At 47.5% G+C, this 26,327-nt stretch carries 24 protein-coding genes and 1 pseudogene; 14 read left to right on the top strand and 11 right to left on the bottom strand.

All coding sequences use genetic code 11. The features are described 5' to 3' along the window. Positions 1 to 121: 121 nt before the first annotated feature. Together CBX96_RS13020 and CBX96_RS13015 are read left to right on the top strand one after the other, a co-directional pair. Positions 122 to 775 (top strand): annotated as a pseudogene (locus CBX96_RS13020) (multidrug transporter); the annotation flags it as partial. A 173-nt stretch (positions 776 to 948) separates the two neighbouring features. Next, positions 949 to 2,505: an EAL domain-containing protein gene (locus CBX96_RS13015; RefSeq protein ID WP_109286996.1), complete on the top strand. Its 1,557-nt coding sequence runs from the start codon at positions 949 to 951 to the stop codon at positions 2,503 to 2,505. 62 nt (positions 2,506 to 2,567) lie between these two features. Here the strand turns inward: CBX96_RS13015 and CBX96_RS13010 are convergent, their stop codons facing one another. From CBX96_RS13010 to CBX96_RS12995, 4 genes are all read right to left on the bottom strand, one after another. Beyond that, a complete protein-coding gene (locus CBX96_RS13010; RefSeq protein ID WP_258294599.1) occupies positions 2,568 to 3,968 on the bottom strand; it encodes an ammonium transporter in 1,401 nt (466 codons plus the stop codon). After that, positions 3,965 to 4,303: a P-II family nitrogen regulator gene (locus tag CBX96_RS13005; protein ID WP_089068421.1), complete on the bottom strand. Its 339-nt coding sequence runs from the start codon at positions 4,301 to 4,303 to the stop codon at positions 3,965 to 3,967. Before CBX96_RS13005 ends, CBX96_RS13010 begins: the two co-directional genes overlap by 4 nt. A 295-nt stretch (positions 4,304 to 4,598) precedes the next feature. Next, positions 4,599 to 5,579, bottom strand: coding sequence for a ketopantoate reductase family protein (locus tag CBX96_RS13000; protein WP_109286995.1), 981 nt, complete (start codon positions 5,577 to 5,579; stop codon positions 4,599 to 4,601). Next, positions 5,579 to 5,941: a VanZ family protein gene (locus CBX96_RS12995; RefSeq protein ID WP_011623900.1), complete on the bottom strand. Its 363-nt coding sequence runs from the start codon at positions 5,939 to 5,941 to the stop codon at positions 5,579 to 5,581. Before CBX96_RS12995 ends, CBX96_RS13000 begins: the two co-directional genes overlap by 1 nt. A 162-nt stretch (positions 5,942 to 6,103) precedes the next feature. Between CBX96_RS12995 and CBX96_RS12990 the strand changes: the two genes are divergently transcribed. Beyond that, positions 6,104 to 6,589 (top strand): YajQ family cyclic di-GMP-binding protein, encoded by a 486-nt coding sequence (locus tag CBX96_RS12990; RefSeq protein ID WP_011623899.1) that lies wholly within the window; start codon positions 6,104 to 6,106, stop codon positions 6,587 to 6,589. 90 nt (positions 6,590 to 6,679) lie between these two features. Here the strand turns inward: CBX96_RS12990 and CBX96_RS12985 are convergent, their stop codons facing one another. The 4 genes from CBX96_RS12985 to CBX96_RS12970 form a co-directional block, all read right to left on the bottom strand. Further along, positions 6,680 to 8,077, bottom strand: coding sequence for an MFS transporter (locus CBX96_RS12985; RefSeq protein WP_011623898.1), 1,398 nt, complete (start codon positions 8,075 to 8,077; stop codon positions 6,680 to 6,682). Between the two features lie 149 nt (positions 8,078 to 8,226). Next, positions 8,227 to 8,547, bottom strand: a complete 321-nt coding sequence (locus tag CBX96_RS12980) for a hypothetical protein (protein WP_109286994.1) — start codon at positions 8,545 to 8,547, stop codon at positions 8,227 to 8,229. A 69-nt stretch (positions 8,548 to 8,616) separates the two neighbouring features. After that, on the bottom strand, positions 8,617 to 9,204 hold the full coding sequence (locus tag CBX96_RS12975; RefSeq protein ID WP_011623896.1) for a peptidylprolyl isomerase: 588 nt from the start codon (positions 9,202 to 9,204) through the stop codon (positions 8,617 to 8,619). Between the two features lie 33 nt (positions 9,205 to 9,237). Further along, the gene (locus CBX96_RS12970; protein ID WP_041412552.1) at positions 9,238 to 9,804 is read right to left on the bottom strand and encodes a YajG family lipoprotein; all 567 of its coding nucleotides are present in this window, start codon (positions 9,802 to 9,804) and stop codon (positions 9,238 to 9,240) included. Between the two features lie 136 nt (positions 9,805 to 9,940). Here CBX96_RS12970 and CBX96_RS12965 point away from each other — a divergent pair, with 136 nt between their 5' ends. The 9 genes from CBX96_RS12965 (at position 9,941) to CBX96_RS12925 (ending at position 18,253) form a co-directional block, all read left to right on the top strand. Next, positions 9,941 to 10,504 (top strand): porin family protein, encoded by a 564-nt coding sequence (locus tag CBX96_RS12965; RefSeq protein WP_109286993.1) that lies wholly within the window; start codon positions 9,941 to 9,943, stop codon positions 10,502 to 10,504. A 255-nt stretch (positions 10,505 to 10,759) separates the two neighbouring features. Continuing rightward, entirely contained in the window at positions 10,760 to 11,791 is a 1,032-nt protein-coding gene (locus tag CBX96_RS12960) for a DUF2804 domain-containing protein (RefSeq protein WP_109286992.1), read from the top strand. A gap of 44 nt (positions 11,792 to 11,835) precedes the next feature. Next, positions 11,836 to 12,699, top strand: coding sequence for a sterol desaturase family protein (locus CBX96_RS12955; RefSeq protein WP_109286991.1), 864 nt, complete (start codon positions 11,836 to 11,838; stop codon positions 12,697 to 12,699). 197 nt (positions 12,700 to 12,896) lie between these two features. Beyond that, a complete protein-coding gene (locus tag CBX96_RS12950) occupies positions 12,897 to 13,532 on the top strand; it encodes a hypothetical protein (protein ID WP_109286990.1) in 636 nt (211 codons plus the stop codon). A gap of 168 nt (positions 13,533 to 13,700) precedes the next feature. Next, entirely contained in the window at positions 13,701 to 15,098 is a 1,398-nt protein-coding gene (gene mpl, locus CBX96_RS12945) for a UDP-N-acetylmuramate:L-alanyl-gamma-D-glutamyl-meso-diaminopimelate ligase (protein ID WP_109286989.1), read from the top strand. A gap of 1 nt (position 15,099) precedes the next feature. Then, complete coding sequence (locus CBX96_RS12940) at positions 15,100 to 15,759, top strand: flavin prenyltransferase UbiX (protein WP_109286988.1); 660 nt, start codon at positions 15,100 to 15,102, stop codon at positions 15,757 to 15,759. A 7-nt stretch (positions 15,760 to 15,766) separates the two neighbouring features. Further along, positions 15,767 to 16,297 (top strand): hypoxanthine phosphoribosyltransferase, encoded by a 531-nt coding sequence (gene hpt / locus CBX96_RS12935; RefSeq protein WP_011623888.1) that lies wholly within the window; start codon positions 15,767 to 15,769, stop codon positions 16,295 to 16,297. A gap of 250 nt (positions 16,298 to 16,547) precedes the next feature. Then, the gene (locus CBX96_RS12930) at positions 16,548 to 17,486 is read left to right on the top strand and encodes an ABC transporter ATP-binding protein (RefSeq protein WP_109286987.1); all 939 of its coding nucleotides are present in this window, start codon (positions 16,548 to 16,550) and stop codon (positions 17,484 to 17,486) included. After that, positions 17,483 to 18,253 carry an ABC transporter permease gene (locus tag CBX96_RS12925; RefSeq protein ID WP_011715945.1) on the top strand — a complete coding sequence of 257 codons (771 nt, stop codon included), beginning with the start codon at positions 17,483 to 17,485 and terminating at the stop codon, positions 18,251 to 18,253. Before CBX96_RS12930 ends, CBX96_RS12925 begins: the two co-directional genes overlap by 4 nt. A 90-nt stretch (positions 18,254 to 18,343) precedes the next feature. Here CBX96_RS12925 and CBX96_RS12920 read toward each other — a convergent pair whose 3' ends face one another. The 3 genes from CBX96_RS12920 to rluA all read right to left on the bottom strand — a co-directional run bounded on the left by CBX96_RS12920 (position 18,344) and on the right by rluA (position 23,651). Beyond that, complete coding sequence (locus tag CBX96_RS12920) at positions 18,344 to 22,210, bottom strand: S8 family serine peptidase (RefSeq protein WP_109286986.1); 3,867 nt, start codon at positions 22,208 to 22,210, stop codon at positions 18,344 to 18,346. 206 nt (positions 22,211 to 22,416) lie between these two features. After that, positions 22,417 to 22,878 (bottom strand): transcriptional regulator AsnC, encoded by a 462-nt coding sequence (asnC, locus tag CBX96_RS12915; RefSeq protein ID WP_011073571.1) that lies wholly within the window; start codon positions 22,876 to 22,878, stop codon positions 22,417 to 22,419. A gap of 95 nt (positions 22,879 to 22,973) precedes the next feature. Further along, entirely contained in the window at positions 22,974 to 23,651 is a 678-nt protein-coding gene (gene rluA / locus CBX96_RS12910) for a bifunctional tRNA pseudouridine(32) synthase/23S rRNA pseudouridine(746) synthase RluA (RefSeq protein ID WP_109286985.1), read from the bottom strand. A gap of 187 nt (positions 23,652 to 23,838) precedes the next feature. On the opposite strand from rluA, the gene CBX96_RS12905 reads away from it, so the two are divergent. Both CBX96_RS12905 and CBX96_RS12900 read left to right on the top strand, forming a co-directional pair. Next, positions 23,839 to 25,755, top strand: a complete 1,917-nt coding sequence (locus CBX96_RS12905; RefSeq protein ID WP_011625287.1) for a U32 family peptidase — start codon at positions 23,839 to 23,841, stop codon at positions 25,753 to 25,755. Positions 25,756 to 25,896: 141 nt separating this feature from the next. After that, positions 25,897 to 26,271: a PH domain-containing protein gene (locus CBX96_RS12900; RefSeq protein WP_011623880.1), complete on the top strand. Its 375-nt coding sequence runs from the start codon at positions 25,897 to 25,899 to the stop codon at positions 26,269 to 26,271. The last annotated feature ends 56 nt before the right edge of the window (positions 26,272 to 26,327 follow it).

The raw sequence follows: 26,327 nt of genomic DNA, 5'->3' as shown, positions 1-26,327 counted from the left end.
CGATATCTAAACCGATTGTAGTAATCTTCATAGGTGGACCCGTCCTCTTTCTGATGAGTTTTAGCGACTACATCGTGGCCCATTGCGAGGCCGATTTAAAGTGGATGGGTCCATTCCATTATCCATGATGCAGATCCTTGCGACTGGCTTGATGGTTAAGTTGTTTCAACAACAAAATTTTGCCATCGGTGCCGGGCTTGCCAAGAGTGAGGCCATTGTCGCCGCGATATTAGGCACCTTCTTTTTTGGCACCCATTTATCGTTACTCGGTTGGATTGGGGTGATTTTAGGTGGCGTTGCCGTGTTTTTATTGAGTGCCAAGCAAGGGCTTAGGCAGTTATCCCTAAGCACTGTGCTGCTCGGCATTGCTAGCGGCAGCGCCTTTGCACTGACCTCTTTATGGGTGAGGGAAGCAAGCCTAAGGTTAAATGTCGGCTTTCCCCATAGCGCCGCTTGGGTATTGTTATGCGTGATCTGTTTGCAAACCTTAGTGTTAGTCAGTTATTTAGTCCTAAAGGATAAGGAAACGTTAATCGCCTTAATCCAACGGCCTAGGTTAACCTTGCTGACGAGTACCGCCAGCTGCTTTGGCTCTATTGGTTGGTTTAGTGCCATGTCTTTGCAGGCCGTACCCTACGTGAAAACCCTAGGCCAAGTAGAAATCTTCTTTATGATGTTGATTTCGGCATTCTGGCTCAAAGAGAAAGTGAAAATTAAAGAGTTGCTCGGCCTTATCTTAATCGCCTTGGCGGCGATATTAGTGATGTGGGAATAATGCGGCAATTGATGGCAAAGTCGGTATCGATTAGTGAAGTTGCGCAGGCCCGATAATCGATTAATCAAAACATAGGGCAAGAAAGACCAAATCGGCTATATTTTTGATTCTTTAAGTCGCTAAGATACTGTCGATACAAAAAATAACAATCGATTCAACGGGGATTTGTTACTATGCCAGTCCGTACGATTCTTGCCCAAATTTCGATGCGTCACACCTTCTCTTTATCCGAATTGACATTAAAACACTGGCTAACCTTACTCCTGTTGCCCATCTTTTTAGCTTTGCTATTGAGTTACTTTATCGCGGACTATTTAAGCCATAATAAAGCCGCGGAGATTGGCCGTTTCAATTTGGAGCGTCTAGAGGCAATCTTAGACTTATCGGATGAAGTGGGTGAGTTTGCCAAGGACTTAACTGAACAAGATTGTGGCAAGTTAGCAGAATATATGTATTTTCAGCCTTATTTTCGGGGCGTATTACTCTTCAATGCAAACGCGTTTTACTGCTCGTCGACTACGGGAGGGGTGAATCTCCCCTTAAATACCTTACTTCCTGCGAATAGTTTGCAAGATGGCGCGCAATATATCGTGCCTGAGACGCCTGCTCGACTGGGTGTACCAGCGATCATCACGATTTATAAGAATGAGAATACGCAATACGGCGCCGTGGTTGTTTCCGAAGGCCAATACCTTATCGATAGTTTTATTCAGCCGGATGTCTTTCCTCGCGCGGTGAAAACCGTTGTGCTTGGCTTACATGGGGCGACGTTGCCCTCAAGCCCGCAGTTTAGTGGTAACCAAGTTATTAGGGTATTGGCGAAGGATCAGTTTGATGTGCATCAGGATTTTGTCATCCTGCTGGAGATCTCTAAGGGATTGTTTTGGCATTTTTATTGGATTGCCTTTGCATTATCACTGCCGCTGATATTTACCCTGATCATACTGTCTAGCCTATTGTTGTCGAAGCGTAGTGGGCGTCACTCCCTTGCGGACGACATTAGAAGCGGCATTGAAAATAAAGAGTTTTTCCTCGTATACCAACCTATTGTGGGCAGTGAAGATGGCAAAGCCAAAGGCGTTGAAGCGCTGGTGCGTTGGCAACATCCGCAAATGGGTTTAGTTCGTCCTGATTTGTTTATTCCCATCGCCGAAGAAAGCCAATTAATCGTGCCATTAACCAATTATATTTTTGAACGGGCCTTGGCCGATTTTAGCTCGATGCAAGTGGAACCGGGTTTTAGGGTCGGTTTTAACGTGGCGCCCGAGCATTTTATCCAAAGCGATATCGAGGCTAAGTTTCGTTACCTTAGGGATGCGTTTGCCGAAATCGGTGTGCAGCCGTTAATCGAAATCACCGAGCGGCAATTATTAACGGCGGATATGTGTGAGCGAATTGCGGCGCTACGTGAGCTGGGGATTCTGGTGGCGATTGATGATTTTGGTACTGGGCAGACAACCTTGTCGCTGCTGCAAACCTTTACCTTGGATTACCTTAAAATCGATAAATGCTTTATCGATACCATAGGACAAGATTCGGTGACCTCCCATGTGCTCGATACCATCATCGAACTCTGCCATAAGATGAATTATGTGGCTGTGGCCGAAGGGGTTGAGACCCAAGAGCAGGCGGACTATTTAATCAGTCGTGAAGTGCACTTTTTGCAGGGCTATTTATACGCTAAGCCGATGAAATTAGATGAGCTTATGCAATGGCTGAAGGTTCATTAACAAGCAGTATCAGTAAACTTGCCATCAGGACGTGAGTTCTGATGGCAAGTCTAGTCATCGAGCTACAGGCTATAGCCTGTTTCTTCGTGTTCGGAAAGGTCTAGGCCATTCACTTCCTGCTCTGTGCTGACGCGAAGTCCGCCGAGGATTTTGCCAATCACCACAAACAATAACCAAGTTACAATCGCTGTATAGGTGAACGTAGCGATAATGCCAATGGCCTGTGCCCCGAGTTGGTCAAGCATAGTGTGGTTAACACTGGCAAAGCCATAACCGCTGAAGATCCCAAGCTGAGTCGAACTAAATACTCCCGCCAGCAAAGTACCGAGAATACCGCCGACACCATGCACAGGGAACACATCGAGTGAGTCGTCAATCTTAAGCTTTTGTTTAATGTAGACAGTTGAAAAGAAGCAGACCACACCACCAAGAAAACCGATAACTAACGCGCCAGCAGGGCCGACATAACCCGATGCTGGAGTGATAGTGCCAAGGCCTGCCACCATGCCTGTGACTATACCAAGTGCACTGGCCTTACCGAATTTATACCACTCGATACCTGCCCAAGTGATGGCGCCCATCGACGCGGCTAGATGGGTCGCGAGAATCGCCATGGCCGCAGTGCCATTGGCGCCTAAAGCGCTGCCGCCATTAAAGCCAAACCAGCCTACCCACAACATGCCCGCGCCTGTCACTGTCATGGTCAGGTTATGGGGCATAATGGCCGAGTTTAAGAATCCCTTACGCGGCCCTAACACTTTTGCCGCCACCAGTGCCGCCACCCCAGCGGTAATGTGTACGACGGTACCGCCAGCAAAGTCATACAGGCCAAGCTCGGCCAACCAGCCGCCGCCCCACACCCAGTGGGTGATAGGTGCATAGACTAACAGCAACCAAGCGCTTGAAAACATCAGTACGGCGGAGAATCTCATCCGCTCGGCAAAGCCACCGATGATCAGCGCTGGCGTGATAATCGCGAAGGTCATCTGGAAAAGCATAAATAAAGGTTCGGGAATATCCCCACTGACACTGTCGCGACCAATGCTGGCTAAAAAGGCTTTACCCAGCCCGCCGATAAAACCGTTGCCGGTATCGAAGGCGATAGAGTAACCCACCACAAACCACAGCACGGAGGCGATAGCGGCGATAGAAAAACACTGCATTAAAATCGATAGCACGTTTTTACTGCGCACCAGACCGCCGTAAAACAGCGCCAGCCCTGGGAGTGTCATCAATAGGACGAGGGCCGATGAGCTTAAAATCCATGCCGTGTTGGCGCCGCTGAGCTGCGCCTCATCGGCCAAAGCCGTGCCCGCAAAGCCGCTAGCGAACAGCGCCAATAATGCCTGATAACCCAATTTTGAATAATGGGCGTTTGGCTGAGCGGACTGAGTGTGCTGGCTGGTTTGGGTATTTGTGCTGCGCTCGAGCGTAGCGTTAAGTGCGGTTGTCTGTTGGGTCATATTGCATCACTCCCTTCCTCAGCGGTGCGCACGCGGATCACTTGCTCGAGTGGAGTGACGAATATCTTGCCGTCGCCGACTTTACCCGTGTGAGCCGCGGCAACGATGGCTTCGATGACCGCATCTTCCTGCTCGGAATGGATGGCAATTTCAAGCTTCATTTTGGGGAGAAAGTCGACCGCATATTCGGCGCCGCGATATAGCTCTGTATGTCCCTTCTGGCGGCCAAAACCGCGTACTTCGGTCACTGTCATACCTTGGATACCAAGTTGCGTCAGTGCTTCACGTACATCATCAATTTTAAAGGGTTTAATAATAGCGGTGATGAGTTTCAACTTTATTCTCCAACGAACTTCAGACGTAAGTGAGGTGAACAAAGCAGGAATCAGGCCATAACAATAATGTTTTTATTATCATTATGTTAACAAAGTGGCGCACTCAAATAGACAGTGTTTTTGCCGCAAAACAGTGCAAAAACAGGTGATTACGCCCTGATTTGGTGCGCTGTGATGGTGCATTTAGTATCAAAATGCCAATTCGAGTGCATTTAAAAATGCTGGAATATCGCCGAGTTTTATTAAGCTCGGTTGGATAGGGATAAATCCATTTAAAATCAATTAAGTATATTAATTAAGCTTGTGGCGTTATTGCCGACAGCTGTTTAATGGCTTGGCACATTTGGGCATTGGTGGCTGCACTTAAACCGTGCGCGCTGGCGCGGTCGCAAATATAACCATTAATTTGTGCAATCTCGGTTGGCCTATGGTGTGCTACATCTTGGTGCATCGACGAGAAATTCGCGGCCGTGAGTTCAATCACCCGGTACACGCGCACTTCAAGCATTTGTCTATCCAGCTCGATACCATCGTGGGCGGCCACCTCGACCAGTTCATCTAAGATACTGGCTATGGTCTGGGTAAATTCTGCTTGAGCCAAGGTGCCATTGTGGCATTGATGCAGGGCAGTCAACGGATTAATCGCGGCGTTTACCGCAAGCTTTTGCCAAAGACTCGGGATAATTGCCTCAACCCATTCACTGCTGGGGATAGCGTTGAGCAGCCCATCACGCAGTGTGTGTGGTAATGCGGGTCCGGTAAAATGGCCAAACTGGGTCAAGCCTTGACCGGTTTGTTTGACTTGCCAGCGGGACTGGCGCAGCACGCCTTGGGAGGTAGTACCAAGGCTTAAGCCGCGACCCTGTAATTTGGGCGCGAGAGCCAAGTGTGGACCCATGCCATTATGCAATAACAGGATATGACACTGGGGCGAGAGTTTGTCGAGTAAAGGGCTAATAGCATCAATGACTTGATAAGCCTTAACGCACACAATTAGCAGCTTAACCTGCTGTAAGCCAGTGCCGTCTAAACTGAGTTTAGGCACTCGGTATGAGACTGAGTCGGCACTTGCATCCGTTGATGGCAGAGGGCAAAACACGAGGTCTTGCCAATCCGTCGCCTCAGAAGTGGATACTGATTCACGCGCTATCAGGCCTACGGCTAATCCCGCCGAATGCAGTTGATGGCAAATCAATTGCCCCACGGCGCCAGCCCCTAAAATCGCGATATCGGTGATTTGAGGCTCCATAGTGGATGACGCACCTTGGCCGAACATTATTCTTCCTTGAGTTGGGCGGCGCTAAAGTATTTTCGATAGGCCCAAAGACAGAAGTAAAACAAAGCGATACCAGCAAAGTCCGCTAACACATCGCCCACAGAGGCGCTGCGGTAGGGTAAACGCGATTGCACTAGCTCAATCAAAATCGCGTAGGCGGCGAGTACCAGCGAGAGCCAGTACCACTTAGGGCGAAAGGCGAGAAAGGTCAGATAAGAGAGACAGAAGAAGCTCCCAAGATGGCCTACCTTATCGATATTGGGGATACTTTGCGAATAGGTTGGTCTGGAAAACACCAGATAACTGATCACGACAAAGGCTACGGCTAAAGCCAATTTGAATAGGGTGTTTTTAGTTATCACAAATACAATTTGATTATCTTAGTGTGACGCCATAATAGGAAAATGTGCCGCCAAAGTCATCCATAACCCGAGTTTTATCTTGCTTGGGTAAAGTTAACCTTCAACTTGGGGGAGGGAGTCGGTAAACTATGGGCATTTACAATCACCTAAGGGGCGGCAACTATGCCTTCATTTGATATTGTGTCTGAAGTGGATGAGGTTGAATTACGTAACGCGGTCGAAAACTCCCGCCGTGAACTCAGCAGCCGATTCGATTTTCGTGGTAAAGATGCCAGCATCGAATATAAAGATCATGTGGTGACTCTCACCGCGGAAGATGATTTCCAGTGCAAGCAGTTGGTCGATATTCTGCGTACCCAATTGAGCAAGCGTAACGTTGAGCCTTCGACTATGGATGTCGACGAAAAGTCGGTACACAGTGGCAAAACCTTCTCCCTGAAAGTGCGCTTTAAGCAAGGGATCGAGACGGATATCGCCAAGAAAATCGTTAAGATGGTCAAGGATAGCAAGATTAAAGTGCAATCTCAGATCCAAGGCGACACAGTGCGTGTGACGGGTAAAGCCCGCGATGATTTACAAGCTGTGATGGCGTTAGTGCGTCAAGCGGATCTGGGGCAGCCTTTCCAGTTCAATAACTTCCGCGATTAATCGCAAAGCCTAGCCAGCATGTGATTCACCTCGAGTCACTGTGCTGATAGACATTCAAAAGCCCCTCGCTATCAAAGACGAGGGGCTTTTTTATTGCTTAGATTCGGCGTTGTCTTTGCTGCCATGGGGCACGTATCGATTCACTAAATGAATAAGCAGTAACACGGGAAAACCTATCACACTGGCAGCGACAAAGAAGTTCACATAGCCATAGGCATCGACATAGGCGCCCGAGAAGCCAGCAATAAACTTAGGGAAAAGCAACATAATCGAGGAGAGCAGCGCATATTGGGTCGCACTGTAGCCGCTGCTGGTGAGGCTCGAGAGGTAAGCGATAAAGGCGGCGGTGGCAATACCGGCGCTAAAGTTATCGACCGAGATAGCAAAGGTTAAAAATTGGACGTTGTACCCAATCATCGCCTGCCAAGCAAACAGCAAATTGGTGACGGCGACCAAGAGGGCGCCAAGGAATAAAATCTTCATGGTGCCGAAGCGGGCTAATAGGATACCGCCAAAGGCTGCGCCAACTAAGGTCATGATAAGGCCATAGATCTTACTCAGATAAGCAATTTCTTCTTTGCTAAATCCCATGTCCACGTAGAACACGTTGGCCATAATCCCCATCACAATGTCCGAAATGCGATAGCAGGAAATCAGCAAAAGAATCAAAATGGCGCTGCGACCATAGCGTTTAAAAAAGTCGATAAAGGGCAGTATGCTGGCGGTATAAATCCATGAGAGACTCGCCGCAACGGGCTTGGGGTAACGCTCGCTCAAACGTTGTTTTACCGCTAATTCTGTCTCATCGGCGGCGCGGGTATCGACCTGTGGCTCGCGGCTAAAAAGCGTTGTTAACACCCCGACAAACATCAGTCCTGCCATCACCAAATAGGAAGTTTGCCAAGCGAGCAGATTATATTCGGTATTGCCGGGTTCAACCCAAGCGGCGATGCTGAGTGCGCCAGCGGTCGCCACAATCATGGCACTGCGATAGCCCACTTGATAGGCGGCAGCAAGCGCGGCCTGCATTTTTTCGGGGGCAGATTCGATACGAAAGGCGTCAATCACAATATCTTGGGTGGCGGATGCAAAGGCGACCATCAGGGCAAATACGGCCAAGCGTTCGAGATCTTGCAGTGGGTCGCTAAAGGACATACCCAAAATGGCGCCGACCAACAGCAGCTGGGCGAACAGCATCCAACTGCGCCGACGACCTAAAAAGCGCGTCAGTATGGGCAGAGATAATCTGTCCACCAAGGGCGACCAGGCCCATTTGAAGGCATAAGCCAGCGCTATCCAACTGAAATACCCGATAGAAGTACGGTCGACTCCCGCTTCCCGCAGCCAAAAAGACAAGGTTGAAAAGACCAACATTAATGGCAGGCCGGCAGAAAAGCCGAGTAACAGCAGTATCAACACGCGCTTATGGTAGTAAACGCTAAAGAATTCTAAGATGCGCCGATTTAAACCGATGACGAACATAAGCATGAGCCGAGGAGTCGAATCCGCCTAGCTTACGGGTAAGATGCGGTGGGATTCAAGGATTAATGCGTATCCTTTTGATGCTCGATGGGTTTCTGTGCGGCTGGGGGGAAATAAAAAGACCCAGCAAGCTGAGTCTTTAGAGAGTGTATTACTCAAGGTCGAACACCAACGCACCCTGAGGGCATTTGGCCTCCCAAACTAAGGAAGTCACAGCACGCATGCAACTGCTGACACAGGTACTGATTGCCGCGGATCATCCAGTCTGGCCACTTGTTAAAACTATGGAGCAAATGCCAAAACACGGTTTCTGTTTCTGTTTGCGCTTCACAACTTGGAATGAGTAATTGCCATTCCTCGAGTGTGTCCCAAAGATAGAGCTGGACTTCATGGAAATCGAGCTCGTCACTCAAAAATGCTTTGCCATACATAGCAAGTTGGGGCGCTTTATTATCGATAAATTCTTCAATCGTCACCCTTGCCTCCTTTCTGTTGCCTTTTGAGTATAGACAGAGGATTAGGGCTTTTGCTCAAATTTTTTTCGATTATTTTTTTGGCAGTAATTTAGCTGTTTTCAATATGATAGGTGTTACTGGCACATCGGGCCAATTGAGTTTTGCATTGGTCGTGGTCTCGACCACGGCCATGGCTTCCAGCACTTGTTTGCCCTCAATCACTTCACCAAATACCGCATAACCCCAACGACGTTTGGATGGATCCAGCTTAGTGTTATCCGCCACGTTGAAGTAAAACTGACGGGTAGCAGAGTGGGGATCGTTGTCGCGCGCCATCGCAATCGTGCCCATGCTGTTGGATAAGCCGTTGCCAGACTCGTTAAATATCGGTTTTCCTGCGGGTAATTCTTCTAATTGTGGGTTTAGTCCGCCACCTTGAACGACAAAGTCACTGATAATGCGATGGAAAATCGTGTTGTTGTACTCGCCTTTGACCACATAGGTCAGAAAGTTATCGACGGTAATCGGTGCGCGGGTTCTATCGAGTTCGACCACAATCTTACCTAGGCTGGTATCAAACTCGACTTGGGGATATAGGGTATCGGGTTGAATGTCGATTGCCGCCCAACTGCTATAGCTGGCACACAGAACTAAGAGTGCAGATATCCAACGAAACATTATGATTTCCTTATTAATTATCGATTAGCACTATTATTGTTGCAGGAACTGGTTTAACTCAGGGTCATTCAAAATTTCCCCGGTGAGTTGGCCGAGTAACTTGTTCATATCCAGCTCTAGAGTGGCAAAGTCTGGCGTTAACGGGCCTTTTAAAGTGCCCTTGGCTTTATAGCGTTTGACCAATTCTTGACTGGAATTACGGGCTTGCACGGCAATCAGTACGCTGTGTTTGGCTTCATAACCGAAGGTCTTTTTGGTGACATCCATTTGCAGTTCTTCTAACTGGACTTGCACAGAGTTGGTCGCGCTTGGGTCAATCTGGTAGCCCGCTTGGGTAAAACCGTTACGGAAAACTTCATCGAGCAATAATTTTGGTGGCTCACTCGGGCCGACGAGGCGGGTCTTAGTGCCTTCTTCGATAAAGCGCGCCACGTACTCGACGTTACGGGTATCAATGGTATCCAATGAGATCTGTACGGGTCTGGTGGTCTGTTGGCTAATATCGGGAACCTGTGGGCTAAATGCCATATGAGTTGGATTTTGGCTCGCGCAGCCCACGAAGAGCAGGGGGAAAGTCAGCGTCAATAATAACTTTTTCATGGGGGATCTCATGCAAGTAAAAAGTGGCTACAGCATACCAGAAATCCCCCCCGTTACCACAATGCACTCGGGTTCAGTCCTTATACAGGTGCAAAGGTTATGATGTGCCTACATCTGCATACTGAATTTAAACAATATGAAATACTTAACAATTAATACTTGGCTGTTGTCGTTCGCACTGTTGACGGGCTCTGTCGTGTGCAAGGCGAATGCTGGCGATTCTCCCCATGTGTTAGGTGGCAGCTTAGGCTACGGCACCCAAGAATTTGAAACTAAGAGCGGCAAATATGATGCGGGCGATACCTTCACCAGCGACTTGTATTATCGCTATATGCTTAACGACAATTTTGGCGTTGAAGCAGGGTATTTAACGGGCTCTGGTGGTGTGGCAAGTGCGCTCGTTAGTACATTCAGCGAGATAAAAGATTTACGCTTCCAAGGTGTTAGAGCTACCGCCTATGGCGAATATGCGCTCTCCCGTGGTAATAGTTTGTACGCCAAACTCGGCGCTGCTTACACCCAAGTGAGTTATGAGATGGATAAGCAAGAGATGGATTCGGACGATGTAGGTTTTTACGGCGCGGTCGGTTGGCAATATCGGTTTCAGTCGGGCTTTGGGCTAAACCTTGAATACCAATATGTGCCAATGAAAGAACTCGAGCTACAAGGGGTAAATTTCGGCATGAGTTATCGTTTCTAACGACTTAGGTTTACGGAATTAGGTTTACGGAAGCATTCGCTATCAATTTGCGGATAAGTTTGTGTCGATTAAGCGCCTTCGGGCGCTTTTTTTATGATTCGCAGGTGAGATTAAACCGAACTCTTGCCGGCAACAAAATCACAACAATTTGAGCTTGCACTCTTTTAATGCAATGGGCGACAGGTTAGAGTAAAAATTCAACATTAAATAAGAGAGCATAAATGCTCCTTCGACTGCACAAGCAAAGGCGAGTTTATGTCTAGGATTATTACCCAAATCGCCCCCGACAGTTTAATCAATGCCAAAGGTCAGCCACATTTCGGCCATTTCGATGGCATAGTTGGTAGCTTAGGTTTAGCGGATTTTGCCTATTTCGATACCATGGACAAGCGCGCATCGGCCTGGGCAAAACGGTTTGATTTTAAGCAGTTCCAGTTTATTTCGATTATCACGCCGCGCTACATCATTGGCATCGCACTGGCGGATATCGCCTATCTGGGGAGTGGTTTCTGTTATTTATATGACATTAAAAACAACAGCTTAACTCAACAGGACTGGCTGAAACCCTTTGGGATTGGCTACCGGATGACGCCTTCACCCGCCAATGGGGTTGCTGCAATCGGCGGTAAAGGCGCTAGCGTGACTTTTAAGATCCAACAGGGGAATTGGCATTTAGTCATTGATACTAAAAGCATTCAAGCCGATTTAACCCTGCATGCCTTACCTTTAAGTTTACCTATGGCCATGTGTAGCCCCACGGGATACAACGGCTGGACCTATACCCAAAAACACAATGGCTTATCGGTCAAAGGACAACTCACCATAGACCATGAACCGCAACCATTGAATTTTGCCCTTGCAGGTTATGATTTTTCCGCGGGCTTTATGCGCCGTGATACTAGTTGGCGCTGGGCATCCATCAATACCCAAATTGATGAAGGGGTGATTGGATTAAATCTTGCTGCGGGTGTTAATGAAACCGGTGCCAATGAAAACGTGTTTTGGATCAATGGCGAGCGCCATTTACTCGGACCTGTGCAATTTGAGTTTGACCGTCATGGTCAGCAGGGCACAGATCTCTGGCGTATTCATAGTCACGATGGCCGCGTCGATTTAGAGTTTACGGCTCGAAATTGCCGCAGTGAGAAACGCAATTTTATCTTGCTGAAGAGTAATTTTCGCCAATATCTGGGGCTTTTTAGCGGTTTTATCATTGACAATCAGGGACGTAAATTCCAACTCAACAATGTGTTGGGATTGACCGAGGACCATTACGCCCGCTGGTAGGCGATTTACGCTTTAATACAATAATAACAATAGGATAAAGGTATATGGATATCGCCGCGTTAATCAATCATCCCGAGGTGTTGCTGCTGGTACTGGCTCCACTGTTTTTTGTCTGCATTTTGCTGGAATGGTATTTCGGCGACAGAAGACAAAAACTGCCAACGAGTGCCCGTTACCACACCAAGGAAGTGCTGTGTAATTTTAGTCTCGCCGCCATGCACCAAGGCGCGGATATCCTCACGGGGTTGCTGATCGCTAAGTTGTACCTAGCGGTATTTGGTTGGAAATTATTCGATATTCAAATGGGTCCACTCAGCTTTGTGCTGCTGATGATTGCCCAAGATTTTTGCTATTACTGGTTCCACCGTGCGAGCCATAGAGTACGGTGGATGTGGGCGGCCCATGTGGTGCACCACAGCTCGGAAAATATGAACTTCAGCACCGCGTTTCGTCAGAGTTTGATGTATCCCTTCGCTGGCATGTGGGTGTTTTGGTTGCCGCTGGTGATCTTAGGCTTCGATCCTAATTGGGTGGTTTTTGTGGTGCTGTTGAACTTGGGATTGCAGTTTTTTGTGCATACTCAAGCGGTGAGAACACTTGGCCCCTTAGAATGGCTGTTTAATACGCCTTCCCATCACAGGGTGCATCACGGGCGTAATCCACAATATATCGATAAAAATTACGCCGGTATTTTAATTATCTGGGACAAACTCTTCGGTACCTTTGTACCCGAGGGCGAGACAGTGATTTACGGGATCACTAAACCCGTCAACAGTTTTAATCCACTCAAAGTGACCTTTAGCGAATGGCGCGATATGTTCAGCGAGGTGACGGCGCGGGGGCTGACATTCTCGGAGCGCTGTAAAATCCTCTTCGCGCCTCCAGCCAGTCAGCAAAAGGATGAGTGATTTAGCTCAATACGCGAATCAGCAGCGCTCAACGAGTGGTTAATCTTCACTAAATAGTGCAAATGGCTAATAGGAGTCAAACCTTAGCCTTGCTAGCCTACTTTTCTTTTTTTGCAAATTTATAGATGAAAAAATGTACAGCCCCATGCTTTGGTGGTAATTTTTTGTACAAGGGATTCATCTGAGTAGGTTGCAGTATGGTTGATGAGCCGCATTTAACCTTAGAGGAATTAGCTTGTTTTAGAGAGCTATTTTCTCCTAATCGCATAACCCATAACGCCGAGGATGTTCATCCTGAGCCCTTGGTTAACCATGTATTAACGGTCAAAACCGATGTGCCGCAAGCGCTGGCTTCGCTATTGGGGAAGGCCAAGTTGACCCTGCTGGCCGAAGTCGGCCCCTACAAACTCTGGTTTCCCTTAGAGATGCGCCTCGATGATTTTGGCCAATTGCAGCCCACCTTAGGTGTTCCCGAAGTGTTCGACGCCACTGGGGCGGAGCGGAGTTGGCGTTTGACTCAGCCAGAAGATGTGTGGATTTTCGACCAAGATCAGGGTGAACAATGGTCTGTGGTATCTTTGTCGAGTTCTGGCATGGCGATTCGTGCTAAATCCCAGCAGCAGTTTGAGCAGTTGGTCGATAGCCAAGAACTGCAGTTACAGTTACCCGATGGTGAAACCATGCGGGTTAAAATCGAGCCTATTCGCCACGAGCAAGGACTAGCGATTGTCAGGTTTCAGGCCGAAGCCGAAGAGCGAGAAGCCCTGCGTCAGTTCCTTTTTAATCGCCATCGCAGTCAATATCCAAAGCTCTATGCCAGCTTGCGCGGATAAGTGAGCTTGGTGGCACAATTCTGTTAGCTAAACTTCACTCAATTGTAAAAATCCCTTTCTCTATCAGTATCTTTGCCAAACAAGTGGCTTTTCCGAGATCCTAAACTGCCAATCTGCAGTGCTATGGATTAGAATAGCCTTGAATTCAAAAACATCAGAGCGAGCGGTATGCACGTACATATTTTAGGAATTTGTGGAACCTTCATGGGTGGCCTAGCACTCTTGGCTAGGGCAAAAGGGCACAGAGTGACAGGCTCGGATGCCAACGTCTATCCACCGATGAGTACGCAGCTTGAAGAGCAAGGTATTGAACTCATTCAAGGTTTTGACCCAAGTCAGTTAGGTGAAGCGGGTAGTTATCCCGATCTTGTGGTGATTGGTAATGCCATGAGCCGAGGCAATCCTTGTGTCGAAGCGGTATTAAACCTTGGGATCCCTTACACCTCTGGACCACAGTTTTTAGCCGATCATATTCTGCCTGAACGTTGGGTGTTAGCCGTGTCTGGTACCCATGGAAAAACCTCCACTTCAAGCATGTTGGCGTGGATCTTAGAGGATTGTGGTTATCAACCCGGTTTCTTGATTGGCGGCGTGCCGCAAAACTTTGGCGTGTCGGCCAGTTTAGGGGAATCGGCGTTTTTTGTGGTCGAAGCCGATGAATACGACAGCGCCTTCTTCGATAAGCGTTCTAAATTTGTGCATTATCATCCTCGTACGCTGGTGATCAATAACCTCGAATTTGACCATGCCGATATTTTTGCCGATTTAGCGGCGATCCAAAAACAATTCCATCATCTGATCCGTACCGTGCCAGGGCAAGGCAAAGTGATTTGGCCTGCCGATTCCCACGCGGTAAAACAAACCATTGAGATGGGCTGCTGGAGCGAGCAAGAGACCTTCCACACCGCTGAGGTGACTAAGGGTTGGCATGCTAAGGCTTTAAGTGATGATTGCCACGAGTTTGAAGTCTTCTTCGACGGCGAATCCCAAGGTGTGCTCGAATGGGCGCTGATTGGTCAGCACAATATTGAAAACGCGCTAATGGCCATCGCGGCCGCGCGCCATGTTGGGGTTAAACCGAGTGCAGCTATCGCGGCATTAACTCGCTTTGTGCCGCCGAAACGTCGTCTGGAGCTGTTGGGCACTGTTCACGGCGTGAGCGTATACGATGATTTTGCTCACCATCCAACGGCGATTGCGACCACTATTAAGGGCATGCGTGCCAAGGTTGGTCAAAGCAAAATCACTATCGTATTAGAGCCTCGCTCGAACACGATGAAGAGTGGGGTGCACAAAGACACGCTGGCTCATTCCATGCTGCAAGCGGACGAAGCCTTTTTATACCAAGCCGATACTATCGATTGGAACATGAAAGAGGCGATGGAAGCGGCGGTGATCCCTGTGACTGTTCTGCATCAAATTGATGATGTTGTCGCTAAAGTCTCTGCCTCGGCAAAAGCGGGTGACACTATCGTGGTGATGAGTAACGGCGGCTTTGGCGGCTTACATAAGAAACTGTTGGCGGCGCTCGAAGTCAGCCCGCAGTTTGTTCAGCAGGCGGACTAATATGGCCTATGCCAAATCTGAGAAAGCCATTAGCTTAGCCTGGACCGGTGCCTCGGGCGCGCCCTATGGTTTGAAATTATTAGAATGCTTGTTGGCCTCGGGCTATCAAGTGTTTTTAATGATCTCAAGCGCCGCCCGTGTGGTGCTGGCCACTGAGCATGGCTTGCAGCTCAGTGCGAACAGCGATAAAGCCAAGGCACAATTGCTCGATGTTCTGGCACAGAAGAAGATAACTTTATCTGGCGAGTTAGTGGTATTAGGCAAAGATGAGTGGTTTTCGCCGCCGGCTTCAGGCAGTGCAGCCCCTAAACAAATGGTGATTTGCCCTTGTTCGACGGGGACTCTGGCGGCTGTTGCCACCGGTATGAGCAATAATTTGCTCGAACGGGCGGCGGACGTGGTATTAAAAGAGCGCGGTCAGCTGATCTTGGTTCCGCGGGAAACTCCGTTTAATGCCATACACTTAGAGCATATGCTAACCCTGTCGCGCTTAGGTGCCACTATTATGCCAGCGGCGCCGGGCTTTTATCATAATCCCAAATCCGTAGAAGATCTGGTAGACTTCATGGTCGCTCGAATCCTCGATCATTTGGGCGTTGACCATGCATTAACGAGTCGCTGGGGTTATGACAAACACTCCCCCAATGACATCGACAATTGAGACTGATATGAAACACACCACCGAAGTGATGATCTCCGCCGAAGAGATCAGCCAAAAATTGGATCAAATGGCCGAGCAAATCAATGCCCACTATGCCAACAGCGAGCGTTTGCTGATGGTGGGATTGTTAAAAGGTTCAGTCGTATTTATGGCTGATCTGTGCCGCCGTATTAAAGGCCATGTTGAAATCGATTTTATGTCGGTTTCGAGTTATGGCAATGCCATGACCAGCTCACGGGATGTGAAAGTGCTGAAGGATGTGCAATCGGATATCGCGGGCCGCGACGTGCTGATTGTGGAAGACTTAATTGACTCGGGCAACACTTTAAACAAAGTGCGCGAAATGCTGTTATTGCGTGAGCCAAAGAGCTTAGCCCTGTGCACTCTGTTGGATAAACCTGAGCGCCGTGAAGTGGATGTTAAAGTCGACTTTATCGGTTTTACGATCCCCGACGAGTTTATTGTGGGTTACGGCATCGATTATGCTGAGCAATACCGCAACTTGCCTTATATCGCCAAAGTGGTGCCGCTCGAATAAGCCCGATGCGTTATGACTCAAACTCCCGCCTAGGCGGGAGTTTTGTTTTGTGCCGAAAGTTGGCGACGTAAATGTTGTTTGGGGGCACGTATCCGCGTTTGGTGATCTATTAGTTATTTTTAATAAATTAATCTGTATTGATTCAATCAACTAGAGCCATAATTCGTTTTTATACAGCTTGGCGTGTTGCATTTGTTGTTTTCGACACCATCTTATTGTTTTGTTCATTCTTTCAGGATCAGGTAGCACTATGGTCAATCATGCCCATGCTCTCGTACTCGAGGGGCTAAAAAAAACCTACAAAGGTGGTGTAGAAGCGGTAAAGGGGATTAGCCTTACCGTTGAACAGGGAGACTTTTTTGCTCTACTCGGCCCGAACGGCGCAGGTAAGTCGACCACTATTGGTATTATCAGCTCCTTGGTGCAGAAAACCGCTGGCTCTGTGCAGGTGTTTGATTTTGATATCGATAAGCAGCTCGAGGAAGCCAAGCTGTGCATAGGTTTAGTGCCACAGGAATTTAACTTCAACCAGTTTGAAACGGTACTGCAAATCGTCGTGAATCAGGCGGGTTATTATGGTGTGCCTAAGGCCGTGGCTCTTGAGCGAGCCGAAAAATACTTAAGCCAGCTGGATTTGTGGGATAAGCGCAATAGCCAATCTCGCACTCTCTCTGGGGGAATGAAGCGGCGATTAATGATTGCTCGCGCCCTGATGCACGAACCTAAGTTACTGATCTTAGATGAGCCAACGGCGGGGGTCGATATTGAGTTACGCCGCTCAATGTGGGAATTCCTCAAGCAAATCAACCAGCAGGGCGTGACTATCATTCTAACCACTCACTACCTTGAAGAAGCTGAAATGCTCTGTCGCAATATCGGCATTATCGATAAGGGCGTGCTGGTGGAATGCACGAGCATGAAGGCCTTGCTGAGCAAGCTGAATCTCGAAACCTTTATCCTCGACCTACGCCGCGACATCGATGTCGCTCCCACTCTTGAGGGCATGGTGTGCCGTTTAACCGATCCGCATACCTTAGAGGTGGATGTGGCAAAGGATCACAATCTCAATGATGTGTTTACGCAGTTAACCGCCGCTAAGGTAGAGGTTTTGTCGATGCGTAACAAATCCAATCGTTTAGAAGAACTCTTCGTCGAGTTAGTGAAGAAAACCCAAGGAGCTAAGGCATGAAACAGCTGTATTTTATCGCCTTCAAAAGCATATTAACCAAGGAAATCAATCGTTTTACCCGGATTTGGATCCAGACCTTAGTTCCGCCAGCGATCACTATGACCTTGTATTTTTTGATTTTTGGTAACTTGGTCGGTAGCCGCATTGGCGATATGGGTGGCGTATCTTATATGGAGTTTATCGCGCCAGGTTTAATCATGATGTCGGTAATTACTAACTCCTATTCGAATGTGGCGAGCTCTTTCTATAGCGCGAAATTTCAGCGTAATCTCGAGGAGTTAATGGTCGCACCCGTGCCTCATTATGTGATGATCGCAGGCTATGTGGGGGGCGGTGTCGCTCGGGGCTTATGCGTTGGTTTAATCGTCACGCTAGTCGCCATGTTCTTTGTCGACATCAGCTTGCACCATGCAGGCCTTGTGGTCATGACGGTATTTTTAACCTCAGTGCTGTTTTCCTTAGGGGGATTAATTAATGCGGTATTTGCCAAGAGTTTCGATGATATCAGCATCATCCCGACGTTTGTGCTCACGCCCTTAACCTACCTCGGCGGAGTATTCTATTCACTGTCGTTGCTGCCATCCTTTTGGCAAGGCGTTTCGGCACTGAACCCTGTGGTCTATATGATCAACGTCTTCCGTTACGGTTTCTTAGGTTTTGCCGATATCAGCATCCCGCTTTCTATTGGCATTATGGTGGGCTTTTGTGCCGTACTTTGGGGCGTTGCGTATTACCTCATCTCGCGGGGAATAGGCCTGCGTTCGTAATCCGGTTCTGTTGATACCATCGAGATCCTACGCATCTACACAATAAAAAAGGGAGTCATATAGACTCCCTTTTGTTTATAGATGAACTGCTTACTTCATACGACGACGCATTGCCGCCAGAGGTAATAACAATGCAGTTAACCAACCCAGAGCACCGCCACCACCATTGTCAGTATTTTTATCTGCAGCAGCAATTACAGTCACTTCACCTGTGTTGCTATTTAATACACCATCATTAGCAACCACAGTAAACGTATAACTTCCTTGTTCTTTAGGTGTGAAGCTGATGTCTTTGGTTGTTTGGTTGAAAGTGACCGTTGGGCCAGATACTTGTGTCCAGATATAGGTGAGAGTGTCACCATCTACATCTTTTGCATTGGACATTACCGTCATTTTTTGTCCTACAGGTAAAGTATCACCAGTTGGTGAAACGGTCGGTGCATCATTAACATTGGTTACTGTAACCGTCACCTTAGTTGCACTTGAAATATTGCCGTCAGAATCCTCGGCACTATAAGTAAATGCATCAGTTCCAAAGAAGTCTTTCTTTGGAACATAAGTGGCAGTTCCTTCATTCGATATGCTCACAGTTCCATTTGTTGGCATATCAACAATAGTAGCTTTCGAAAGAGCCCCTACAGGATGAATATCTAGAATGCGTTGAGCATTTGCTGTTATGCCGTCACCAGTGATAGATGCGCGAGCAACTTTTTGAGCCGGAGTGCCATCATTTGCTAGTACATCAATATCAACAGCAGTTTCTTCAGCTGTTTCAGCCATATCCATGCTACCGAAAGATTGTTCTGTCGTCTTGACTTGGTAGTCGATAGTGACATTACCAGCAGTCGTTGTTTTCAACGCTAACGAATCACCAGTAGTGATACTACTTCCTGTGCCATTGTGATGATAAGTTGTTCCAATCGTGCCACCGATATTCTCGGCACCGATAGTAACACTGGCAGGCATATTTGGGATGTCGATATAGTTAAACACAACTTCTTCGCTGTCACCTGTTTTTATCCAGATGCTAAAGGTGTAGGCTGTACCAGAAGTATCACCATAGAGCTGGCCTTTATTCCATTCAAGTGCAAGCCATTTAGCGCCTGCACCATCAGTAAAGACGCTCGCGGCTAGGTTGCCACCACCTGTATCACCCGCTGTATTATCCGATAAGTCAAAATCTGACCAGAATGGCGCTAGAATATTGTTAGGGTTACTATCGTCAGGTAGTTCTTTGTTAGCATAGGTTCCACTCGCGCTGCCACCGCCAACAATTGCCAATCCGTTATCTGAGATAGTTATTTTGTTATAACTTACGCCGTTGTACTTAAAGCTAGGAACAGTAAAGGTGAAGGATTGTTCATCACAACCATCCGAACAGGCAATTGGCTCTACTCCCAAATCAACAATACTTGGGAATCGTTGTGCACCTTTTACCGTGGTCATTTTAGGTAAGTCGAGCTTACCAACCCAAGTCACTGAGCCAAGGTCTTCGTTAATTTGTAATCCATTTTGTGTTGCACCTGTAAGTGTGACTTTTACGTCGTCTTTAGAGGTGAGCTTCGTTCCTACTGGAGTTTGCGCGGTAACAGTGACTGTATTTTCAAATACGGTATTGTTGATCGAAGCTACAATGGGAATAACATCACTTGCATTAATATCTGTTTTAGAGGTGTAGGTTGAAATCAGGTTAGAGTCACTTGATTCTTTAGCTAAAACTGCTAGCGGTAAATGAGCATCTTGTAAACCATCCGCACTGGTAATCATGATATTACCGAAGATCCACTCACCGTATTCTGCAAACGTAGAGTCAACTGTCACTGTAAAGGTGGCAGAAGCTCCGGCTGCTAATTCGAGGCTTGCTGGAGATACTGTAATTCCTGTGCTATCAGAAGAGGCGGATAAATTCCAAGATGTTTTGGTATCGGCTTTATTGTATACGGTGCGAGTGAAGGTACACGGACCAACACAAGAATCTGATGCAATAGATGGTTTATCAAAAGTAAGAACTGCTTTCGCGGCAGCATCTAAATCCATACGTCCAGCACCCATATCGAATGGTGTCGCTGGCGTAACAGCATCATCATCAAGAATGCCATCAAACTTAGCTGTTGATGTGAGGGCTGTCTTAATATCGTTTGCACTCCAATCTGGATGAAGTTGGCTCATCAGTGCTGCAGCTCCTGCAACATGTGGACTTGCCATGCTTGTTCCTGAGATCATATTGAAGTCTTCACCGCCATCGTCAGGTGAGAATGCGGATAGGATATTTGTACCTGGAGCTGCAATATCTGGCTTTAAGATATTTTGGTTACCATCAGGGCCGCGAGAGCTAGTGCTATTGAGGTTATCAGCAAGCTCAGGAACCATAATACGTTTAGTATTCGCAACGATTGTGCCTGTGGTTGCTGTGTCACCCATTGACTCAATTATGGCCAAACCAGCATCCTTAGTTATCATTACGGCAGGGAAATCTTCCCCAGGCATTGACATGATAAGTGGTGCGCCAGCTACGCTGTTATAAACAACAACGGCTTTAGCACCTGCAGCTTTAGCATTGGTAGCTTTTAAGGTGAAATTACAATCACCTCGAGAGATTAAGGCGATGCCATCTTTAAAAGAATCCGCTGCAAAAGCGTTACAGCCATTCGCATTTTCAGCATCTAAATTTTTTGCAGCAATTACAGTACCAGTAATATCTGCTACTAAGTTAGCATCTGAACTAGGAATGGCTAAGAGATCATCACCACCTGTATTGAAGCTATTAGCAAAATAGCGTCCAGTCGTTGTGTTTGCCACTGTGATACCTGACTCTATACAGCCTGGACATCCGATCGTTTGTGGACCATTACCGTCGTTACCTGCGGCAGTTACAACAACGACCCCGGCAGCTTCGGCTGCTTCAAACATGGTTTTGTAAGGGCTGCTAGCTGGATCGCCACCAGGGCCTCCACCCCATGAGTTGTTGATTACGTCAGCACCATCATTTACGGCGTGCTCTAACGCTTCCATTAGCATAATGTTAGAACCACTACCACCAGTACAATCTGCCTTGCTAAAGAGTGCTTTATAGACCATTAAATAGGCTGCGGGTGCAACACCTGATAATTTGACGGGAATCTCTTTATATGTTGTTGATACCTTATTACCAACAGCCGTGCCCGCAACGTGCGTACCATGGCCGCCATACCCGAGAGGGCTCATATATTCGTTTGGACATACTTGGAATGTTGGTTGTGACCAGCGCGCAACAATTAACTTATTGTTACAGAAAGAAGCATCTACAGTTGAGCAGTAGTCGTCCTTCGGTAAATTACCGCTTGGGGCTGTAAAACCTGCATCGGCGAACATTGGGTTTTCTGGACGGATACCACCATCAATGACCGCAACTCGAATACCTTTACCAGCATTCTCCATACCAGAAACAGCATTCCACATGGCTTGGGTATTAATGACTTGGTGGGATGCATCCATACTAATTTCGTACATACTTTCCGGATAAACAGATTTCACGCCAGGCATTTTTGCCAAAGTGTCAGCGGTTAGACCTTGACCTACTACAGTTACACCATTGAATAAGGTTTGAAATTGACGCTCTACTTTAGCATTAGGAATAGTCTTGGCTAAAGCTGCTGCAAAATTGTTCTGTTCTTTCGCTAAGTAATTTGAATAACTTTTCACCTCGGAAGACTGAATATTCAGCCTTTGTCCCTTTTGGGTAGTAGCTGTCGCAGCGTAAGAGCCTATACCGCCCTTATATTTGGCTAGAGCTGGTGATTCCATTTCAACGATAAAACGTTGTGGAGCAGTAAGGTTAGTTCCAGCTAGTTTAGGTTTGGTATATTGGTCTTGAGCGGTGATTTCTGGTGAGTAAGTTTCAAAAATGAACCCACTGTTAGCAACTGCTGCACTTGATAATAGTGCCGCCGAGATAGCGATAGATAATTTTGTCTTCACAACTTCATTCCTTGTCAATTAATGCTTTTGGTACTGACAATAGTACCGTGTAGCTGAATTGTTATTGTTATGCTGCGCATTTAATGGCTAGCAATTAAGTTGTAACACAAAAATATCGTGCGGTTAACACTTTAGTGGAAAAAAGACTTAAGTCATCATTTTGCGATATAGCATTCTGTTTGAAGGCTTTTTTGTGAGAGCCGTAACTAAGGCTTCACCGCTCTTGTGATAGGGTTTTGCAGGCTGATAAGGGTTTCAGTCGATTGAATTTCGTCGATGGATTGGATGCGGTTAATCAACACGTGTTGAAGGCCATCAATGGATTGGCACATGACTTTGACAAAAATACTGTAGTTGCCTGTGGTGTAGTAGGCTTCTACCACTTCTTCGAGGGCGTTTAGCTTGGCGATGGCGGCGGGGTAGTCGCCAGCACTTTTGAGATTAATTCCAATAAAACAGCAGACATCATACCCGAGAGCCTTGGGATTGATGGTGATTTGGGCACCGGTGATAATCCCTGCTTGTTTCATTTTCTCGACACGCACATGGATAGTCCCCGCACTCACGCCGAAACGTTTGGCAAGCTCGGCGAAGGGGGTGCGCGCGTCTTGCATTAAGGCTTCGAGGATATGGTTATCTAGCTGATCACGCTGAAATGCGGTTTCCATAAATAAACTCTCTATAACATAATGAATTGTCATAAAGTTACGTTTTTTTATGGTGAATGGCTACTGCTTTTAGGTGTTTTTATTGTTTTTAGTGATCATTGCTCACCTTCTGGCTCGCAAAAGGGGGCATCGGCACTGAACGTCATGCTCTCACCCGTGTACGGGTGTTTAATGGTGAGCTCTGCGGCGTGGAGTAATAATCGCGGTGCTAGGGATTTTGCTAAAGGATCGGCATAAAAACCGTCGCCGAGGATCGGATGCCCCAGCGCCATCATATGTACCCTGAGTTGGTGTGAGCGCCCTGTAATCGGCTTAAGCTTTACCAGAGTCGAGCGTTTGGCGCGGCTTAAAACTTCAAAATGAGTCAATGATGGCTTGCCAATGTCGTGGTCAACCTTCTGTTTTGGGCGATTGGGCCAGTCGCAGATCAGCGGATAATCCACACTACCCGTCGCATTTTTAACGTGTCCCGCGACTCTGGCGAGATAGGTTTTGCTGGTTTCTCTATCGTGAAATTGGCGTTTTAGCTCGCGCTCGGCGCTACGAATGAGCGCAACCACCATGACACCCGAGGTCGCCATATCGAGGCGATGGACGATTTGGCAATGGGGATGCTCGGCTTTGACTCGGGCATACACACTGTCGTAATGGGCGGGATCGCGACCTGGCACGGACAATAATCCCGAAGGCTTGTTGACCACGATAATGTCTTTATCTTGGTAAAGCACATCGAGCCAGGGAGTTGTCGGTGGTTGGTAAATAAAATCAGTCATAATCGCGCCTATTAAACAATGCGCGGCAAAGATACTCTGCTCGGCTCTGGGGTGCAAGTTTGTTGTCTCTGCTCCTTATATCACCTCGCTTTAATCCAGCGAAAAATGATTTGCAGATAGAGCTGGATTTGAGTTTTTGTTATACTCGTCACCTTTTTCGTGATTGTTCATTTTGAGCCTGTGAAGTATGAGCCAGCCAGAGATTTACACACCTGAGACACTTTCTCACGTTAATAACCGCTTAGAGTTATTGGCGCCTGCAAAAAATGCCGATTATGGCATTGAAGCCATTCGCCATGGTGCCGACGCGGTTTATATCGGTGGTCCCGCATTCGGCGCGCGTGCGACCGCGGGTAACAGTGTGGAAGATATCGCCCGTCTGTGTACTTTTGCTCATAAGTATCATGCGCAAGTGTTTGTGGCCATTAACACTATTCTGATGGACGATGAACTCGAGACCGCTGAAAAGCTGATTTGGGATGTGTATAACGCGGGCGCCGATGCACTGATTGTGCAGGACATGGGCGTATTGCAACTTAACCTGCCGCCGATTGCGCTGCATGCGAGTACGCAAATGGATAACCGTAATCCCGAGAAAGTCGCCTTCTTAGAGCAAGTGGGTTTCTCACAAGTGGTATTGGCGCGTGAGTTAGGCTTAAGCCAAATCCGTGAGGTTGCGGCTCACACCAATATGCAGATTGAGTTCTTTATTCACGGCGCCCTGTGTGTGGCCTACAGCGGCTTATGTAACTTAAGTCATGCCTTCAGTAACCGCAGTGCAAACCGCGGTGAATGTTCGCAAATGTGTCGTCTGCCGGGCAATCTTAAGACCCGCCAAGGGGATGTGTTGGCGCAAAATGAGCACTTACTCTCATTAAAAGACAATAACCAAACCGATAACCTCGAAGCCTTGATTGATGCCGGTGTTCGATCCTTCAAAATTGAGGGGCGTTTAAAGGACTTAAGTTACGTTAAAAACGTGACCGCCCATTATCGCCAAAAGCTTGATGCCATTATGGCGCGTCGCCCTGAGTTTGTAGCGTCATCCCATGGCCGTACTGAACATACTTTTACTCCGGATCCTGAAAAAACCTTTAACCGTGGCAGCACAGATTACTTTGTGAATGAGCGTAGCCAAGGGATTAAAGACTTCCGCTCGCCAAAATATATCGGGCAAGATGTGGGGAAAGTGGTCGCCATCGGCAAAGACTTTATTCAAGTCAGTTCAACCCACGAGTTTAATAACGGCGATGGTTTAGCGTATTTTCCGCCAAATTATGCGATGGCCAAACAGTCCGATGACAAATTGCAGGGACTGCGTGTTAACCGTGCCGAAGGTCATAAGCTGCATGTATTGCAGGTGCCGCGCGATCTGCGTGTCGGTATGACCTTATACCGTAACCATAACCAAGCCTTCGAGACTTTACTTTCTAAGGAGTCAGCCAAGCGTATTATCGGCGTCGACATGCGTTTAACCGATACTGCTACGGGCGTGGCGCTGACCTTAACGGATATTTACGGTCTTAGTGCAACGGTTGAGCTTGCAGTCGAAAAGACGCCCGCCACCGACGCTGAAAAAACCTTGCAGACTATCCGTACTCAATTGTCGAAACTGGGCAGTACCGATTTTACGGCGCGCCAGATCAGTATCGAAACCGCCGAGCCTTGGTTCCTGCCTGCATCTGTACTCAACGGCCTGCGCCGTGATGCGGTAGCAGCATTAGAACTTGCCCGTGTTGAAGGTTACCAGCGTCCAAAACCTTGGAAATATAACCAAGATGCCGTTTATCCATTCAAACACTTAAGTTACTTGGGTAACGTGGCAAACGAAAAGGCGAAGGATTTTTATCAGCGCCATGGCGTGATTGAAATTCAGGACACCTACGAGAAAAACGGCGTAACCGAAGACGTGCCGTTAATGATCACTAAGCATTGCCTGCGATTTAACTTCAATCTCTGTCCTAAGGAAGTGCCGGGCATTAAGGCGGATCCTATGGTGCTTGAGATAGGTAACGATGTGTTGAAGTTAGTTTTCGACTGTCCAAAATGCGAGATGATGGTCGTCGGTGAAAACCGTCAGGTTCGCGGTCAAAAAGCCGTTTAATTCAGCTTGAATGGTGATCAAGGGAGCATTGAGTATTCAATGCTCCCTTTTTGTTTTTAGGGCCGTTGCCGCTCTCCATGTTGCCACTTGGTTAACTACAGGATATTTTATTGAAAAATTTCAATAATAAAGGATGTCAGCATGGGATTGTTAGATGGGTTACTGGGGAATGCGTCTGAGGTCGATTTACAGGAACTAGCCGAAGAGTTGCGCCCAATTATGGGGATTCAGGAAGAATTAAAACTGGCCTATAAAGTGATCCGCGATCTGTTTGTATTTACCAACAAACGCTTGATTTTAATCGATAAGCAAGGACTGACGGGCAAGAAAACTAGTTATCACTCAGTACCCTATAAATCCATCACCCATTTCGAAGTGGAAACCACAGGCCATTTCGATATGGATGCCGAGCTTAGGATCTGGATCTCTGGCCAAAGTGATCCTCTGGTCAAAGAGCTCAAACGCGGTACCGATGTGGTGGGGATCCAAAAGACCATAGCGACGTTTGCGCTTTAACCCCTCACTTTTGCGATAGAGTTATCAGCAGGTCATCGCCTAATTGACTTGCTGAT

Origin of the sequence: Shewanella sp. BC20 (assembly GCF_003129585.1) — a bacterium.
Taxonomy (GTDB): Bacteria; Pseudomonadota; Gammaproteobacteria; order Enterobacterales; family Shewanellaceae; genus Shewanella; species Shewanella seohaensis.
This window is presented reverse-complemented; position numbering and strand designations above follow the sequence as displayed.

Bases quoted from the DNA above. Each gene is read 5' to 3' on its own strand.
- hpt (WP_011623888.1), top strand. From the start codon at position 15,767: ATGAAACACACCACCGAAGTGATGATCTCCGCCGAAGAGATCAGCCAA.
- CBX96_RS12965 (WP_109286993.1), top strand. From the start codon at position 9,941: ATGAAATACTTAACAATTAATACTTGGCTGTTGTCGTTCGCACTGTTG.
- CBX96_RS12955 (WP_109286991.1), top strand. From the start codon at position 11,836: ATGGATATCGCCGCGTTAATCAATCATCCCGAGGTGTTGCTGCTGGTA.
- CBX96_RS12940 (WP_109286988.1), top strand. From the start codon at position 15,100: ATGGCCTATGCCAAATCTGAGAAAGCCATTAGCTTAGCCTGGACCGGT.
- CBX96_RS13000 (WP_109286995.1), bottom strand. From the start codon at position 5,579: ATGTTCGGCCAAGGTGCGTCATCCACTATGGAGCCTCAAATCACCGAT.
- CBX96_RS12900 (WP_011623880.1), top strand. From the start codon at position 25,897: ATGGGATTGTTAGATGGGTTACTGGGGAATGCGTCTGAGGTCGATTTA.
- rluA (WP_109286985.1), bottom strand. From the start codon at position 23,651: ATGACTGATTTTATTTACCAACCACCGACAACTCCCTGGCTCGATGTG.
- CBX96_RS12970 (WP_041412552.1), bottom strand. From the start codon at position 9,804: ATGAAAAAGTTATTATTGACGCTGACTTTCCCCCTGCTCTTCGTGGGC.
- CBX96_RS13010 (WP_258294599.1), bottom strand. From the start codon at position 3,968: ATGACCCAACAGACAACCGCACTTAACGCTACGCTCGAGCGCAGCACA.
- asnC (WP_011073571.1), bottom strand. From the start codon at position 22,878: ATGGAAACCGCATTTCAGCGTGATCAGCTAGATAACCATATCCTCGAA.
- CBX96_RS13015 (WP_109286996.1), top strand. From the start codon at position 949: ATGCCAGTCCGTACGATTCTTGCCCAAATTTCGATGCGTCACACCTTC.
- CBX96_RS12930 (WP_109286987.1), top strand. From the start codon at position 16,548: ATGGTCAATCATGCCCATGCTCTCGTACTCGAGGGGCTAAAAAAAACC.
- CBX96_RS12990 (WP_011623899.1), top strand. From the start codon at position 6,104: ATGCCTTCATTTGATATTGTGTCTGAAGTGGATGAGGTTGAATTACGT.
- mpl (WP_109286989.1), top strand. From the start codon at position 13,701: ATGCACGTACATATTTTAGGAATTTGTGGAACCTTCATGGGTGGCCTA.
- CBX96_RS12960 (WP_109286992.1), top strand. From the start codon at position 10,760: ATGTCTAGGATTATTACCCAAATCGCCCCCGACAGTTTAATCAATGCC.
- CBX96_RS12905 (WP_011625287.1), top strand. From the start codon at position 23,839: ATGAGCCAGCCAGAGATTTACACACCTGAGACACTTTCTCACGTTAAT.
- CBX96_RS12950 (WP_109286990.1), top strand. From the start codon at position 12,897: ATGGTTGATGAGCCGCATTTAACCTTAGAGGAATTAGCTTGTTTTAGA.
- CBX96_RS12975 (WP_011623896.1), bottom strand. From the start codon at position 9,204: ATGTTTCGTTGGATATCTGCACTCTTAGTTCTGTGTGCCAGCTATAGC.
- CBX96_RS12985 (WP_011623898.1), bottom strand. From the start codon at position 8,077: ATGCTTATGTTCGTCATCGGTTTAAATCGGCGCATCTTAGAATTCTTT.
- CBX96_RS12925 (WP_011715945.1), top strand. From the start codon at position 17,483: ATGAAACAGCTGTATTTTATCGCCTTCAAAAGCATATTAACCAAGGAA.